Below are 15,031 nucleotides of genomic sequence, written 5' to 3'. Positions count from 1 at the left end.
GGGCCACTAGGGGTTAAAACACCCATCTTGAGAGAACAGACGGGAAAGTGGAACAAAACCCGGACGCGACTGCCTCTCTGGGCCTCGCAGTTTCCCATGGTCTGCTTGAGGCCCCCTATTCGGCAGCCTATTCGGAACAATGCTGTCTGGAAGCACTTGGCGCACTAGAGGTTGCCGATGCCCCGCTACTTTTTTGATGTTGAGGATGGCCACAGGCTTTTTGATTCATCGGGCTTTGTTTGCGACGACGATATCGCTGCAATCATCAGGGCGACAGTGCTGGCCATCGGCGTTTCACTTGATAAGCCCGAAGATGATCCTAAGCGTCGCATCGCCATAATCAGCGATGACGGACGTAAGATTGGCACCGTGCCCGTGTATTCAAGGCCCTCATACGAAAACCCGGCCCAATAAGGTGCAGCCGCTACGTCGGCGCTTGCAGTTGACCGTGAAGCCAGCCGGTTGTTCGCGGGGATTTCATCGGATCAACCAGATCGGCCACAAGCTGGTGGACGTCCTTGCACGCGGGGCACTCAAACGTCCGGATATCGAAGCCAAAGCGGCCGGGCGTAATCCGAGCCAGCACCGCTTCTGTTCGGCACGCTGGACATAGCGTTCGGGGATGGCGGAACATGTTGCACGCCTTGATCAGGCGGGAGCGTTACAGAACTCTCAGTCACCGGTAGTTGCCGTGGTGGGCGGTGATGGGACCCACTGTGGAACCGCCGCTGGGCTCGGCGCTGGTCAGTAGTGCTCACATGCCAAGAGAAATTAACGTGTCGTTAGTGAGTTAGGTCGCCGCTAGATATCTACAGGCCGACTTCTTCAACACAATCGCCCAGAAGTGGACAGCCTGAGATCATCATTGGCGGGCGTCCCTGAGACGACGCCAAACCCCGTCAGCCATCGTCCGGGGCCAGCGTTCATTCCCGCAAGCACCCGGTCGCGCAAGACTGTGGGGCAACGTTCGCCGCGCTGGGCCAGCTCGATGACTCTCGTTGCGATGGTCTCGCGAGCCGTGTCGCCGTTGATATGAAGGTAATGGCAGACTTCCTCACAAGCCAGGGACATCGCCTCAATATCGTTCGGCTCGAACACGCCCGCTGATAAGAACGGAAGGATGACACCCATAATTCAGCTCCTCTGTTACTGGGACGCCTCTTGGTTCGGCATCTCCATAACGAACGAGTCTGCGCACATTTGGAGCCGAAATCTGAGCTTTAGTGCTCACTTGGCCGCCGGGGACACGTGCCACTACACTGCCACCGACATCCGGGCCGGGTTTTCCTGATGTTCGGTTTGCCCTAGAATGTAAGCCAGTTGATAATTAAAGGCGGGAAGCGTGGCCAAGGCAACGAAGAAGCAGCCCTTCGACGTCCAGGAGTTCCTCCACACCGTGGCCTCGGGGAGGACCGTTTCAAACTATCGGAAGAATCGGAAGGTCTTCTCTCAGGGAGACCCCGGTGATGCGGTCTTCTACATTCAGGAGGGCAAGGTCAAGGTCTGCGTCGTCTCCGAGCAGGGCAAGGAGGCGGTCGTCGCGCTCCACGGAAATGGGGACTTCTTCGGTGAGAGCTGCCTAAATGGGCATCCGCTGCGGGTGGCGACGGTCGTAACGGTGACGGAGTGCGTCATCATGCGGCTCGAAAAGGCAGCTATCGTGCGTGTGCTCCATGACGAGCCGAAATTCTCTGAGATGTTCATGGCTCACCTGTTGTCTAGGAACGCCCGAGTCGAGGAGGACTTGGTCGACCAACTTTTTAATTCCAGTGAGAAGCGTCTGGCGAGGGTGCTCCTCTTGATGGCGAACTTCGGCAAGGAGAGTAAGCCCGAGCCGGTCATAGCGAAGATAAGCCAGGAGACACTCGCGGAGATGGTCGGGACCACCAGGTCGCGCGTCAGCATGTTCATGAACAAGTTCCGCAAGCTTGGGTTCATCAAATACAACGGATCACTGGAGGTCCATAATTCCCTGCTGAACGTGGTCTTGCATGACAGTCCTCACCTAAGAAAGCGTGCCGAAAAGGAAAAATGAATTGAACCTGCTCGGACGTTGCCCCTCTGGTCTAGCTGCCGCACCAGCGTGGGGTCATCTAGCCGGCTTGTGAACCTGACAGCCTCACGACCGCTACGGGTCAAAACGCGAAGAACCTCAGATTGAGCAAATCTGGTCCGCTCTGGCTCGACGAGCGGACTACCGACCCGGCCTTAGTTCAACTTACGCCGGAGCTTCTGGATGATCTCCCGCAGCTCGGCGGCATACTCCTCGATGATGCGCCGCGCCTCGTTCAGCCGTGATGGCTTGGCTTCCTTACCCTCGGTCTGGTTGTCAGGTTCGGGCATGGCCCGATGGTCCGGCATGGAGCTGTGCGCTGCTTGAGATAGATCAAGGAAGGTGCCTCACATTCCTCGGCAAGAGCCACGGCATCAGTAACGCCGCGCATGTGAATACGCCGCGCATGTGAATTCGATCATCCTTTTGGCATTCGGTGCTTTTGCTGCCGTTCCTGACGGCGTGCGAGGGATGCATCTAGTGTCGTTCCGTCGATTGCGCCGTAGTCGCACCGAACGCGCGGATGGCGACTTCCTGCGTTGCCCACATGCGCCACTCTTCGAGATCACCGGCATAGCGCAGCATCGATTCGCGAAATGCCGCATCATCGACGCTCATGCCTTTGTCGAGCAGCAGGTAATTTCCATGCTTGACCAATGCCTCGTTCCGACGATCGATAAACAATTGCCGTGCCTCTTCGAACGTCATTTCGAACCTCCGCGCTTAACTGCCAGTTTCCAAAATCCGCCTTCACCCGGCCGAACGCCGGTGGTTTCCGTGCCGGTATGCCAAATCGAACCCCCATGCGTGACGAAGGTCCCCGCCGGATAAGTCCGCGACGCGTCCCAAATGCCTAAGTAGCGGAGTGTCGGGCGCGACTCGAGTTCCTTGATCCGGTTTTTCAGCGGCGTGATTGCTGCCAGCACGAAATCGCCGATCACCGGTGCCAGCGATTTGACGAAGCCTTCGATCTCGGCTCGCCGCTGGGGCGACACTCTGGCTTCCAAAGCGCGACGTTCTTCGGGAGTCGGGAGGTTCGTCATTGGGGGGCTTTCCCATGGCGTCGCTCATACGCAAGCGACAGCCGAGCTTGCTCGCGGACCAACGCGCGACACGCGCGCATGTTGTCAGCATTATCGGGATGCCAGAGCAATTGGCGGATTCGCTTCTTGATCCGATGGATTGCAATCAGATCATCGGCTTCCGGCAAAATGCGAACCACCGAACGGGTCATCTTGCCGGCAACCAAACGGCGGCCAGTTTCCAGTTCACTCGCTGTTAGCCTGACGACCATTGTCGTCCCCCTTCATTTCGAAGTCGACCTTAGCAGATCGCGATCTCAACCTTCGTTACGCTGTAACTTGCGATGCTGTTTCCGCAGCGCCAGCTTCAGGGCCTGCGCGAGTGCTGGTGCATCGTCCTCGTCCCACTCCCGCAGCACGCCCTGGCTGCGAAGCCAATCTTTGTCGCTTCCGTCGAGATCAACGGCAATTCGCGTAGCGCCGATCGCCTGGCGCGCGCGGTATTCCCGCATGCGTTGGGCGGCGGCCGTCCGTGCAAGGTGCGCCTTCGCCTTGGTTTTCACGGTGGACCTCCTGGGCTGAATGTCGTCAAAACGCGCAACCCCCCGCTAGGAATTTGATCCTACTGCATACGAACCGGCCGGTGCGGTCCGGAACCCCCGGCGCATGGATTTCGACTTGCCCCCCCAGTGAACCGTCCCGGAGGGGGAAAGAAGGGAAAATGGGGGATTGCTGCGGTCCTCCCCGCGCATTTGGCACATGCCGCATCACTGATGCTGATGGAGTACACCTGACATCTGCGCGCGCGACGAATAAAACATCCCCCCATTTCCCAACTTTCCCCCACGTCAGCGGTCCTACCGAGGCTTAGCACTGTTACCGCCCTTGCTGATCATCACCCTGCTGCTCGGGCTTGCCCGCCTGCTGCGCCCGCTCGACCCACCACTGCGCACCGTGTTTGGGATCGGGCAGGTTCATGAATTTCTTGCCGCCAACAGGACGCCCCTTGAAGCGTTGCAGCCATTTGCCGAGCAAACGCGCATCGGGCAGTGTCGGCTTGCCCAGATAGCGTTGACCAACCACCTTGAGCGCAGCATTCAGGCGCGGATAGGTGGGAGCCAGCTCTCCGCCCTCGTCGTCGCGGCACATCGCGTCGGCGCGCAGCAAAACGTCGGAGAGCTTCGCGCGGCTCTCGCCACCAGTGCCCATGACCTCGCTCCACGCTTCCAACATCTCGGCCAATTCGACGAGTTCCGGGTCTTCCTGGCGGGCAAACTCCATCGATTTCACTGGGTCTTCCTTGCCAAGCCAGATCAAGGTGGAGCGCACCGTGTCGCTCCAGCCTTCGAACGACGCCAGTTTCGGTGCCTTGTCGGGACGACCTGCAACGAAGTAGGCGCGGACGACGGTCAACGCCGCCGCGATATATTTCCCGCGATCCGCAAGCACACGCTCGATGGGGTCGAAATCGAACTGGCGCATCTCGGGCCGCTCCATGCCCGCGTCGAGGTTGATGGTGATGACGCGGCGGCAGATGTCGCCCACGAGTGTGAAGTTGTTGCCCGTCGCAAAGACGGACGTGCCCCGTGCCTCAATCCGCATGTTCTTCGACTGGCCGAGCACGCGAATCTCCACCACCGGACGCTCAATGATCTGGCACAGGGCGTCGCCGCCAAGCTCGCCAGAGATGTTGTCGATCGAGATCAGCGGCTGCCCTGTCATGAGGGCCGCGCCGAGACGCTTCTCCATCTCGATTTCATCCTTGCCGGTCGAAATGACAGGCATGGGGTGGCCGCTGATGATTGCCGCCACGATGTCCCACAAGAAGCTCTTGCCCGAGCCGGCGGTCGGGGCGCGACTGGCGTGGAGCGGCGTCACGGGGAATGCACCGCGCGCTACAGCTGTGACAATGGCCGACAAGGCTCCGGCGCGAGCAACCTCATCGACAAAGGGGAACCCCGCGAGGAGGTCTTCCAGCAGCTTCAACGCGGCTTCTGCGTCAGCTTTTGTCGGTTTTTCGGGAATGTCCGGCATCGGCGGCGGTTCGACCAGCAACAGCCCCGTTTTGTGATCGTAGCCCGGCTCCATCAGCAACGAGCCATCGGGCCGCATCGTCGGTGCAGAGGTCACGCCGCAAACAGCCGGAAACAGCCGCCACTCTCCCGTGCGCGCCAGGATCGTCGCGGCGACACCACGCGGCGGATCAATCGGCACGGTCTTTCTGCTGCGCTCATCAAATGCCAGCCACCCAGCGTGGCGACACAACAAATCACGCAAGTAGTCCGGGACGACCGGAATGAGCTGACAGATTTTGGTTTTCCGGCCGCGCGTCGCGTCAACCTCCTCGATCACTGGCCGCACCAACTGGCGGCTGCGCTGGAAGATTTGAACACCTGCTTCGCCCAGGATTTCCTCCCCCCGGCTTGCCAGGTTCGAAAGCTCGCCACCGCGAACGACTACAACCGGGAGCGATGTCGGGTGCGTTGTCTCCTTGTTGGTCTCGGAGGTGCCATCCTCAGATGCAGGCTTGTTTTCCGCGCGTGCATCATCATTGCGAGACACGCTATAGCCGAGCCATTCAGCAACCTTGGAGGCAACCTTCTCGCCGAAGGTCTCCTTGAGCTTGGGATAGCCGCGCGTGTAGTCGCCCTTCTTGTAGGCGAGCGCCGCGCTGTGGGCGGCCGTGAGGCGGTCGCGCCATTCCTCATCCTGCGCTCCGCGCGCGATCCATTCGACGCACAGCTTGACGTAGCTCGGCTTGAACCCGCAGCGGGCGAGAAAGCCACCGACTGTGAGTGCCGCATCGTGACGGCCGCCGCTCTCATTCGGCTTGGGTTTCGGCGGCCAGTAGCGCGCCAGCAGGCAGAGTGCCGCTAGCTGCTCGGCCTTGCGCAACAGCTCGTCATCATCCACCTGCGCGGGCTCGCAATCCACCTCCCATTCGATCGGTTCGCCGCTCTCGTGAACCGAACCAGGGAAGACGGTCTGCGCGCCCTTGTCACCACCGCCGATCCGGACCTCCAGCAGCATGCTCTTGCTGATCGGGTCCTTGAACTGCAACGCAGCACGGTCGACCTTCGACGCCAGCGACGTGCTGTACAAGTAGTGGCTATCGCGCTTCGACGCGCGACCGAAGATCGCGGTCTTGCTCGGCAACACCGCCGGCGCCAAAAAGATCGCTTCCGCGCAATCGAGATCAACGTCGGTCAACCCGCGGGACTTCGAGCCGAGCTGCACGCCGATGTTCTGCGGCTTCTCGCCGAAGAAGCGCTCGACCTTGCTGCCGGTGATGACGCGGTGTTGCCAATCGTTGCCGGTCGGCTTCTTCTGACGAAATTCAATCGGCACCGGGTTCCAATCGCGCATGGCGTACTGGAGCGCAGTGGCCTCCGGCGTGCCCGCCTTCGGCCGTTGCTCCCACGGCGCAAAGAACGGCGCGCGGTCGATGGTCTCGGCCGAGCTGGCTGCGTAATCCTCGTAGAACTTTGCAAAGGCATCGAATTGTGTGCTATCAAGCATGAGTGGATTTCCCAAAAGTTCACATGAAGATGAACCAAGCGCTCACTTGGTTTTACGGAAATTAGGCCCGCCGCGACGACGGCGGGTCTTCGCGTTTTTCGGATCAGGCCGCATTCTCGCGCGCGCGACGCCAAGCCGCAGCAGCCTCGCGGGAGATCAAAACCCGCGTGCCAAGTTTGAAAGTCGCAGGCATCATGCCCTGCGCTTTCAGCTTGTAAAACAACTGACGGCTGATGCGATGACGCGCGCAAAATTCGTCGATGCCGTAGGCGTCGGCGTCATCAGTGTGGGTCGTCTTGCGGCCGGTTACTTCGGGGCGCATTCCTTGTCCTCCGGGTCCATGTGGCTACGTAGGAACAATCTGGAGGACTGATCGGAGTCGCGGTAGTTACATTATTAAAACCGGCAGCGGCGGTTCAAAGCGGTAAGTCGCCGGACTTCCTGTATTGATCAATGACCTTCGCGAGCCCGTGCGGCCCCGGTGCTCGGCCAGCGATGATTTTGATCGTCAGGGTGAGAAAGTCGATCAGCGGCCCGTAGGGTGTGTTGTCCGGTTTGCGGGCGAACGAAAGTTGCCCGCGAAGCGGCCCCACCCATACATTCAACAACCACACATAGAGCCAGTCGCGACCGAAATCCTCGCGCGGTGTGGATGACCCGTGGATAAGAATCCAATCCTCTAGGTCTTGCTCAAGGTCCGCCAGTGACTCGTGATGGTCCCCAAAGTCACCCAGCGCGTCTGCGTCTTGCAAGGCGCCTTGCAGTTTGCGAGTTTGTCGCAGCAGTCCATTCAGCGTGGCGCGGACTTTGGCTGGTTGCCCCAATTGCGATCTACTGCGACGCATCCATCGAAAGAAGCGCCCCGCTGCCTCGGTCCGCGCACGGGCTTTCTGCCAATCAATATCCTTGGACCTATCCTTTCGGGTCGCGCAAACGGACTGCCACTGCGCGTCGGTGAAGACAGCGGATGTGTCCTCAGGGGTCTTGGAAAAAACGATTGTGCGGAGCAAAATGTCTCGCAGCCAAGGAGGTATGCCCTCGACAGAAGGCAGGCTGTGCAGCCCTTCGGGGGGCAGTGGAACGGATGTCTTGTCGGATGTCTTGCCACTTGATCCGCGTTTAGGCATCGCAAAGCCCCGACCGATGGCACCTATAGCCAACAACGCAGATAGTTGTAGCGAGTTGCCACGCGAACTCCATGTATCTTCATTGATCAAGTTAATGCAAGACGACACGCAGTCCCGGCGTCGCCGGCTAGAGGCGCCGACAACTAATGTTTATCACCAAGTATCAGCTAACGTTGGTGACCAACTGTTGGATAACAACCGTTACAGGACAACGTTACTCGTCCACTGACGAATAGACTCGGGCTGATCAACTCGCCAGCGCTACGATCTTCGCGCCGCTCGGCGGCTCATCCTGCAGCAGCGCCTTGCGAGAGATGTCGTCGCTGTGCTCGGTAATGTACTTCGAATACGTTCGTTCGATCATGGTGACGCTGGTGTTGTGCAGCGACGCCACCAGCCTGATCGGAATGTTCTGCAAGAGCATTCGCACGATGCTCGAGTGTCTCAGGGCGTAGATCGTCACAACGGCAGGGTCGAGTCCGATCGCAGTGACAATCTTGTCGATCTGCCGATGATAGGTCTGGCCGGGATTCTCACCCCAGGGGCTGCCGTCGCTCTGCAAGAGCAGCGGCGCGTCGTCGGGGCGATTCTTAGCCGCTTGCGTCAGCTTCGCCGCCAGTTGCACGGTGATCGGTACTGAGTAGCGCTCGACCTTCTTCTTCGCGCGATTGCGTCCGCCGCCCTTGGCCGACTTCGGCATCATCAGCTTCGGCCGCACCGGATGATCGTGCAGGTCCTCGACCCGCATCCGCACGGCTTGGCTTGGCCGCGCGCCGGTGATCGCCAACGTATCGACCACCAGCCCCAGATTCCCGTCCAAGCTATAAGCGGTGGCGACGAATTCGCGCACCTTGTCGTCGGACAGGATGACGTTACGCGCTTCTATGGCGTCCGGTAACCCGGCAAGCCCGACTTCCCACGCCTGCTGGTTCTGAATGCGGTCATCATGCTGCCTCGCCAACTCCAGCGCGGCGCCGAGACAGCGGCAAAGGCGGTTGATGGTTGCCGCCGCCATCTTGGCGAGCAGGCTATCGCGCCATTTCTTCAGCTCAGCAGCGGTGAGCAGCGCCACCGGCTTCGCGAGCAGCACCTTGGAAAGATGCACGCGCGGCCATTCGGCATTGTAGGGATTGGCGCCGCGTGCTTCGAGGTCGGTCTTGTAGGCAGTAAGGGCACCATCGACGGTGATGAGTGCAGTGTCGGAATCCCCACGAGCCAACTTCTTTGCGGCGTCCTGCGCCTCGTAGAACGTGAGCACACTCTTGCCGTCGCTGTCCTCGTAGTCCTCGGCGAGCGCAAAGCCCTTGGTCCAGTAGGCGCCGTGACCATCGCTGGCCTTGAGCACCCAAGTGCCGTTGGTCTTGTTGCGGCGGTACATCAGCGAGATGCCGCGTGCCAGGGATGGGCCGCTGTACGGTCTGCGGCGGATTTTCAGACGCAGGCGAGCGCTGCGGCTTTCGAGGGCGCTAAAGCTGACTTTGCGAGCCATGATCGTGTCCCCCCGTTCTCGCGATGTGTCGCGATTGTGTCCGCGCACGCCGACGCACGCCTGCGGCATTATGGGGATAGAAGTTTTGAATAATCAACGAGTTGAAGAGTTCGCACGTGTACGCGCGCGTGCCTCGGCGTTTTTATTTTCCACTGCGCAGGGAAGGCCGAGTGATTGGCTACACCTGTATGCTGCTGTGCGGTTCTTTTGCGCTACATCTTCGCGCAGCGGACCGCGGGTGCCAGCCGGCACCCGGCCTTCCCTGCGCCCTCTTGGCTCAAGAGTGTGGAGCGACGAGGCAAAGCTCGGGCGAAATGCGCCGCGAGGATGCGAAGGCGCGTCTGCGAGTTGAGATGCGAGTTAGAGGATGACGACGATGCCCCTTGCTCCGTCATTGCGAGCGCAGCGAAGCAATCCAGAATCCCTCCGCGGAAAGACTCTGGATTGCTTCGCTGCGCTCGCAATGACGATGTGGAGGCGGACGTGCGCCATTTCATCACTGTCCCCCCCGCGCAACAGCGAAGCCGTCGTCGCCGGAGATGCGCGCTCAGTGGCGCAACCGCGCCGTTGAGCAAGCGACTGGTAACGGCACGCGGCAGGTCCCCCAATCACAACCAGGTGTCTTGATTAGGGAACAACCATTCCCTATTATCCCGCAATGCAAAAATCCGCCCGCCGATCGCAAGCCATTGCTCAACCACCCGGTCGTCCCCGGGAGTTTGACATGGACACCGCCCTGGACGGGGCGGTGCGGGTGTTTTGCGAGCGCGGCTATCATGCCACCTCGATCGGTGACCTCACTGCCGCGATGCGGCTTGCCACCGGCAGCGTCTACAAGGCGTTTCGCGACAAGCACGCCGTGTTCCTTGCCGCCTTCGAGCGCTACGCCACGGTGCGCCGGGAGCAGACCCGCAGCGCGGCCGCGCGCGGTGTGAACGGCCGCGAGCGGCTGCGCCATGTGCTGCTGTCCTATGTCGAGCACTCCCAGGGCAGCGAGGGGCGCCGCGGCTGCATCGTGGTCGGCAGCGCGGTCGAGCTCTCCGCGGTCGATCCTGCGGTCCGCGCCCGCGTCAATGCGCAGCTCGCGACCAACGAGAACTTCATCGCCGGCCTCATTCGCGAGGGGCAGGCCGACGGCTCGATTCCCCGCCATGTAGCGGCCGACGACACCGCGCGGCTGATGATCTGCATCACGCAAGGAATGCGCGTCGTCGGCAAGGCGCGCCTGCCGCTCGACGGGACGCGCCTCGTCGGCGTCGCGATGAAGCTGCTCGCCTGAATTCTTGTCATATTAGGGAATGATCGTTCCCAATCTCTGGAGACCGTGTAAATGACGATGAATGCCACCATCGAGACCGCGCCCGAACCGGATGCGGTGTCGCAGCGCCTGACCTTCGTGCCTGCCGCGGCCTGTGGCATGGTCGCTGCCAACATCTACTATGCCCAGCCGCTGATCGCCCCGATCAGCGCCGCGCTGGGCCTGTCGCACGCCGCCGCCGGGCTGATCGTCACCATGACGCAGATCGGCTACGGCACCGGGCTGCTCTTCATCGTGCCGCTCGGCGATCTCGTCGAGAACCGTACGTTGATTTGCTCCGTCATCACGCTCGGCGCCGTGGCGCTGCTCGCAGCCGCGTTCGCGACGCACGCCCTGCCGTTCCTGATCGCCGCGCTGTTCATCGGGCTCGGCTCGGTCGCGGTGCAGATCATCATTCCTTATGCGGCGCATCTGGCGCCGGAGGCCATCCGCGGCCGCGTCGTCGGCAACGTCTCGACCGGCCTGATGCTCGGCATCATGCTGGCGCGCCCGGTGTCGAGCTTCGTCACGGCGGCCTCGTCATGGCATGCGGTGTTCTTCGCCTCCGCGGCGCTGATGATTGTGCTCGCAGCCGTGCTCTGGATGGTGCTGCCGACGCGCAAGCCGGTGGCGCGCATGCATTACGGCACGCTGCTGCTGTCGATGCCGCATCTGGTGCGCACCATGCCGCTGCTCCGGCGGCGCGCACTCTACCAGGCGAGCCTGTTCGGTTGCTTCACCCTGTTCTGGACGGTCGCACCACTCCAGCTCGCCTCCGAGTTCGGCTTCTCCCAGCGCGGCATCGCGCTGTTCGCGCTGGCCGGTGTCGCCGGCGTGTTCGCCGCGCCAATCGCGGGGAGGCTCGCCGATCGCGGCCATAGCCGCATCGCGACGCTGATTGCGATGTTGCTGGCGGCCGCGGGCTTCCTGGTGACCTATATCGGCGCGGCCGGCTCGATGCTGAACCTCGCCTGCCTGGTCGTGGCCGCGATCGCCATCGATATCGGCGTCCAGGGCAACGTGGTGCTCGGCTTCCGCGCCATCTTCGCGCTCGGGCACGAGCATCGCAGCCGCCTCAACGGCCTCTACATGGCGACGTTCTTCGCGGCCGGCGCGGCCGGCTCCGCGGTCGGCGCCTGGGCCTTCGCGCAAGGCGGCTGGGCGCTCGCATCGGGAATCGGCCTCGCTCTGCCCGTCGCGGGCCTGCTCTATGCGGCCACGGAGTAGCGGCGGGATGGTGCGATGCGGCGTTTACCAAACGCCCGGGCATGCGTTTTCCGCCTCGCGATTTCCCTGCCGCTGTAGTACTTTGGTCGCAAGCGGGCCCGGTTAACGGGCGGCAGGGGGAGGCTGATGAGGCGTGCGGGGCTGTTTGGCGTACCGTGGGTACGGCCATGGTCGTGGCAGGCGTTTCTGCTGGGATTGGTCGTCGTCGGACTATCGGCGGTGTTTCAGGGCATCTGCGTCGCGCTCGGCGCAAAACTCTATTTCGCGGCGTTCCTGCCTGGCCTGTTCGTGCTCGGACTTGTCGCGGGCGCGCCGGCGGCGGCGTTCGCCGCGTTGCTCACCATTCCGCTGGTGTGGTGGGCGTTCATGCCGCCCTTCTTCGAGTTCAATGCGCTGACCAGCGCAAACACCGATTCCATCAACCTGTTCTGCCTCCTCGCCGTGCTCCTGATCGGCCTTGCCGATCTCTGCCGGGAGACGATGACGATCGTCAACCGCGGCGGGCTGAAGCGTTCGGGCGAGAGCGCGGCAACGAATTCGCAATAAATCGGCGATGCGCTCGCGCCCACGTTGCGCGCGCGCAACAGTCCGGCAACCATTCGCAAGCTTGCCGCGCGCCGCTAACTTTTCGAAAAAGATTTGGCCGCAATTTCTCCCCCGGGAATGACGAGGGAGTTTTCGGACATGAACGGCCAGATCAACGGACACGCCGTCTTGGAGAACGTGCGCCGCTATCGCGGCATCGCATCGCTCTATCGCCAGACCGCTGCATTCCGCCCGGGCCAGAGCTGGTCGCTGCTGGAGCAGGCGAGGGATTGGGAAGCGCGGGCGCTGTCGGAGCTGGAAGCCTATTTCGCCACGCACATGGATCGCGCCGCTCCGCGCGCGGCCTGATCGTTAACCATCGCCGCAAGCAGACCGGCGACGAACATCGGCGATCGCTGGCTTCATTCGGCAGCGGAACCCGTGGCGACTACGGGGTTACCCCGGCGCCCGCACATGATAGCCAGTCGCCCGGATCTCCTTCACGTCGGCCGGGGGCGAGCGATGACCACCTTCAACCGTATCTTCACGACAGAGCGCCTGCTTCAGATCATCGTCATCCTCGCGGCGACGATCGCAATGAAGCTGATGGGCTGAGCATCGGCGAGCTAGCGCTCGCCGAACTCGGGCACGTCGGGCAGATAGTTCGACCCTTCCGAGCCCAGAAAATCGAACATCGCCTGCGCCGGCGGCAGCAGCACCTTGTCGCTGCGGCGGATCACGTACCATTGCCGCACGATCGGCAGGCCGGCGACGTCAAGCACGATCAGGCGGCCCTCGGCAAGCTCGTGCGCCACGGTGTGGGCCGAGATGAAGGCGATGCCGAGCCCGGCGATCACCGCCTGCTTGATGGTCTCGTTGCTGCTCATCTCCATGCCGATGACCGGCTCGAGGTCCGACTTCTGGAACATGCCCTCCATCAGCGTGCGCGTGCCCGAACCCGGCTCGCGGGTGAGGAAGGTCTCGTGCACGAGGTCGGTCAGGCTGAGGCCGGAATCCTTCTCCAGCCAGTGCCCCTTGCGCGCGACGATGATGTGCGGATTGCGTCCGAGCTGACGGACGTCGACGCTGACGTCGGCCGGTGGCCGACCCATCACCGCGAAATCGAGGTCGTAGCCGTGCATGGCCTCGCGGATCTCCTCGCGATTGCCGATAGTGAGCCTGATCTCGATCTTCGGGTACCGCTTGGTGAAAGCCGCGATCGCATGCGGGACGAAATACTTCGCGGTCGAGACCGCGCCGAGATGCACGGTGCCGCCGGTTCGCCCCGCGAGCAGGTCGAGCGCGCCCTGGCAGTCCATGATCGCGGCCTCGACGCGCTCGGCGAGCGCCAGAACCTCCTTGCCGGCTTCCGTCAGCAGCATGCCGTCGCCGGTCCGCTGCACCAAAGGCAGGCCGGCGAGGTCCTGAAGCTGGCGCAACTGCTGGGTCACAGCCGGCTGCGTCAGGCCGAGATGGCCGGAGGCCGCCGTCACGCTGCCCTTGGCCGAAAGCGCCGCGAGCGAGCGAAGCTGCCGGATCGTCAGATGCCGGAGCTGGGCCGCCGCATGGCTGGGGCCATTATAAGAAAATTCTTTGGCGCTCATTATGAATAGAAATTTTCCTTATTAAGCCTCCCCTGTCAATCTCCTCATGCCGGGACCGACCGCATCGACCTCCACCGGGGAGGGAAATGGATGCGGCGCCGGCCAGGGGATGGACGCAGATGACCGGGCAACTCAGGCTGGACGACCACCTTCAACGGTACTCGGAGACCGCACCCCACGCGCTGGCGGTGGCGACCGCGGTCGATGCCATCGCGGCGGCGGCGATCGAGATCGCCGACCTCATCGGCGCCGGCGATCTCGCGGACGCCTCGGGCCTGACCACGGGCCGCAACAGCGACGGCGACGTCCAGCGCGATCTCGACGTGCAGGCGGACGCGATCCTGCGCCGCTGTCTCGGCAAGCTGCCGATCGCAGCGCTGGCGTCGGAGGAGATGCGCGAGCCGCAGATCGGCGACCGCGCGGCCAGGATCTGCGTCGCGATCGATCCGCTCGACGGCTCCTCCAACATCGACATCAACATGACCGTCGGCACGATCTTCTCGATTCTGCCCGCGCCCGACGATCTCGCGCTCGCCTTCCATCAGCGCGGCTCGGCACAGTTCGCGGCGGGCTTCGTCACCTACGGTCCGCAGACCTCGCTGGTGCTGACGCTCGGCGACGGCGTCGACATCTTCACGCTCGACCGCAAGGCCGGCTGCTTTCGCCTCGCGCGCAGCGCCATCCAGATCTCCGAGGCGGGCGAGGAGTTCGCGATCAACGCGTCGAATCGCCGGCATTGGGATCCTCCGGTGCGTGCCTTCATCGACGAATGCCTCGCCGGCGTCGAAGGCCCCGCCAATCACGATTTCAACATGCGCTGGGTCGGCTCGCTGGTCGCGGAGGCCTATCGCATCCTCACCCGCGGCGGAGTGTTCCTCTATCCCTCGGACGCGCGGCCCGGCTATGGCGACGGCCGCCTGCGCCTCACCTACGAGGCGCATCCGATGGCCTACATCATCGAGCAGGCCGGCGGCTCGGCCTCGACCGGACGCGAGCGCATCCTCGACCTGTCAGCGCAAAGCCTGCACCAGCGCGTGCCGCTGATCATGGGCTCGAGCAACGAGGTGCGGCGCGTCGAGGAGCTGCATTGCGATCCGCTGCTGGTTGCCAGCATCTCAGCGCCGCTGTTCGCGCGGCGCGGCTTCTTCCGGCTGTAAGCGAGGCGTCC

18 protein-coding genes are annotated in these 15,031 nt (G+C 62.5%); 7 read left to right on the top strand and 11 right to left on the bottom strand.

Features of this window, described 5'->3' with window-relative positions; translation table 11 throughout:
* Window positions 1-177 precede the first annotated feature (177 nt).
* Window positions 178-414, top strand: a complete 237-nt coding sequence (locus ACFLEY_RS34610; RefSeq protein WP_396604329.1) for a DUF6894 family protein — start codon at window positions 178-180, stop codon at window positions 412-414.
* A 411-nt stretch (window positions 415-825) separates the two neighbouring features.
* Here ACFLEY_RS34610 and ACFLEY_RS34605 read toward each other — a convergent pair whose 3' ends face one another.
* Complete coding sequence (locus ACFLEY_RS34605) at window positions 826-1,131, bottom strand: hypothetical protein (RefSeq protein ID WP_396604328.1); 306 nt, start codon at window positions 1,129-1,131, stop codon at window positions 826-828.
* A 211-nt stretch (window positions 1,132-1,342) separates the two neighbouring features.
* On the opposite strand from ACFLEY_RS34605, the gene ACFLEY_RS34600 reads away from it, so the two are divergent.
* Window positions 1,343-2,035 (top strand): Crp/Fnr family transcriptional regulator, encoded by a 693-nt coding sequence (locus tag ACFLEY_RS34600; protein WP_038944727.1) that lies wholly within the window; start codon window positions 1,343-1,345, stop codon window positions 2,033-2,035.
* A 173-nt stretch (window positions 2,036-2,208) separates the two neighbouring features.
* Here the strand turns inward: ACFLEY_RS34600 and ACFLEY_RS34595 are convergent, their stop codons facing one another.
* From ACFLEY_RS34595 to ACFLEY_RS34555, 9 genes are all read right to left on the bottom strand, one after another.
* The gene (locus tag ACFLEY_RS34595; protein WP_396604327.1) at window positions 2,209-2,343 is read right to left on the bottom strand and encodes a hypothetical protein; all 135 of its coding nucleotides are present in this window, start codon (window positions 2,341-2,343) and stop codon (window positions 2,209-2,211) included.
* A gap of 187 nt (window positions 2,344-2,530) precedes the next feature.
* The gene (locus tag ACFLEY_RS34590; RefSeq protein WP_057750256.1) at window positions 2,531-2,761 is read right to left on the bottom strand and encodes a hypothetical protein; all 231 of its coding nucleotides are present in this window, start codon (window positions 2,759-2,761) and stop codon (window positions 2,531-2,533) included.
* A complete protein-coding gene (locus tag ACFLEY_RS34585; protein ID WP_396604326.1) occupies window positions 2,758-3,096 on the bottom strand; it encodes a hypothetical protein in 339 nt (112 codons plus the stop codon). The genes ACFLEY_RS34590 and ACFLEY_RS34585 overlap by 4 nt, the downstream gene beginning before the upstream one ends.
* Window positions 3,093-3,347, bottom strand: coding sequence for a hypothetical protein (locus tag ACFLEY_RS34580; protein ID WP_396604325.1), 255 nt, complete (start codon window positions 3,345-3,347; stop codon window positions 3,093-3,095). The genes ACFLEY_RS34585 and ACFLEY_RS34580 overlap by 4 nt, the downstream gene beginning before the upstream one ends.
* Before the next feature lie 45 nt (window positions 3,348-3,392).
* Entirely contained in the window at window positions 3,393-3,638 is a 246-nt protein-coding gene (locus ACFLEY_RS34575; RefSeq protein WP_396604324.1) for a hypothetical protein, read from the bottom strand.
* A 313-nt stretch (window positions 3,639-3,951) separates the two neighbouring features.
* Window positions 3,952-6,594: a bifunctional DNA primase/polymerase gene (locus ACFLEY_RS34570; RefSeq protein WP_396604323.1), complete on the bottom strand. Its 2,643-nt coding sequence runs from the start codon at window positions 6,592-6,594 to the stop codon at window positions 3,952-3,954.
* 103 nt (window positions 6,595-6,697) lie between these two features.
* Window positions 6,698-6,916, bottom strand: a complete 219-nt coding sequence (locus ACFLEY_RS34565; protein ID WP_396604322.1) for a hypothetical protein — start codon at window positions 6,914-6,916, stop codon at window positions 6,698-6,700.
* Window positions 6,917-7,010: 94 nt separating this feature from the next.
* Window positions 7,011-7,721 (bottom strand): hypothetical protein, encoded by a 711-nt coding sequence (locus ACFLEY_RS34560; RefSeq protein WP_396604321.1) that lies wholly within the window; start codon window positions 7,719-7,721, stop codon window positions 7,011-7,013.
* A 247-nt stretch (window positions 7,722-7,968) separates the two neighbouring features.
* Entirely contained in the window at window positions 7,969-9,279 is a 1,311-nt protein-coding gene (locus tag ACFLEY_RS34555) for a site-specific integrase (RefSeq protein ID WP_396604320.1), read from the bottom strand.
* Window positions 9,280-9,934: 655 nt separating this feature from the next.
* Here ACFLEY_RS34555 and ACFLEY_RS34550 point away from each other — a divergent pair.
* The 4 genes from ACFLEY_RS34550 (at window position 9,935) to ACFLEY_RS34535 (ending at window position 12,628) form a co-directional block, all read left to right on the top strand.
* Entirely contained in the window at window positions 9,935-10,489 is a 555-nt protein-coding gene (locus ACFLEY_RS34550) for a TetR/AcrR family transcriptional regulator (RefSeq protein ID WP_236842199.1), read from the top strand.
* Window positions 10,490-10,540: 51 nt separating this feature from the next.
* Window positions 10,541-11,734, top strand: coding sequence for an MFS transporter (locus tag ACFLEY_RS34545; protein WP_211434126.1), 1,194 nt, complete (start codon window positions 10,541-10,543; stop codon window positions 11,732-11,734).
* Between the two features lie 126 nt (window positions 11,735-11,860).
* Window positions 11,861-12,280: a hypothetical protein gene (locus tag ACFLEY_RS34540; protein ID WP_011085365.1), complete on the top strand. Its 420-nt coding sequence runs from the start codon at window positions 11,861-11,863 to the stop codon at window positions 12,278-12,280.
* 138 nt (window positions 12,281-12,418) lie between these two features.
* Window positions 12,419-12,628: a hypothetical protein gene (locus tag ACFLEY_RS34535; protein ID WP_060910895.1), complete on the top strand. Its 210-nt coding sequence runs from the start codon at window positions 12,419-12,421 to the stop codon at window positions 12,626-12,628.
* A 257-nt stretch (window positions 12,629-12,885) separates the two neighbouring features.
* On the opposite strand, the gene ACFLEY_RS34530 is transcribed toward ACFLEY_RS34535, so the two are convergent.
* A complete protein-coding gene (locus ACFLEY_RS34530) occupies window positions 12,886-13,863 on the bottom strand; it encodes a LysR family transcriptional regulator (RefSeq protein ID WP_011085366.1) in 978 nt (325 codons plus the stop codon).
* A 119-nt stretch (window positions 13,864-13,982) separates the two neighbouring features.
* Here ACFLEY_RS34530 and ACFLEY_RS34525 point away from each other — a divergent pair, with 119 nt between their 5' ends.
* Window positions 13,983-15,020 carry a class 1 fructose-bisphosphatase gene (locus ACFLEY_RS34525; protein WP_060912962.1) on the top strand — a complete coding sequence of 346 codons (1,038 nt, stop codon included), beginning with the start codon at window positions 13,983-13,985 and terminating at the stop codon, window positions 15,018-15,020.
* Window positions 15,021-15,031 lie beyond the last annotated feature (11 nt).

Source organism: Bradyrhizobium sp. YCK136, assembly GCF_044570075.1.
In the GTDB taxonomy this organism is placed as follows: domain Bacteria; phylum Pseudomonadota; class Alphaproteobacteria; order Rhizobiales; family Xanthobacteraceae; genus Bradyrhizobium; species Bradyrhizobium diazoefficiens.
The sequence above is the reverse complement of the archived record's forward strand: the minus strand, read 5'-3'. Positions and strand labels throughout refer to the sequence as shown.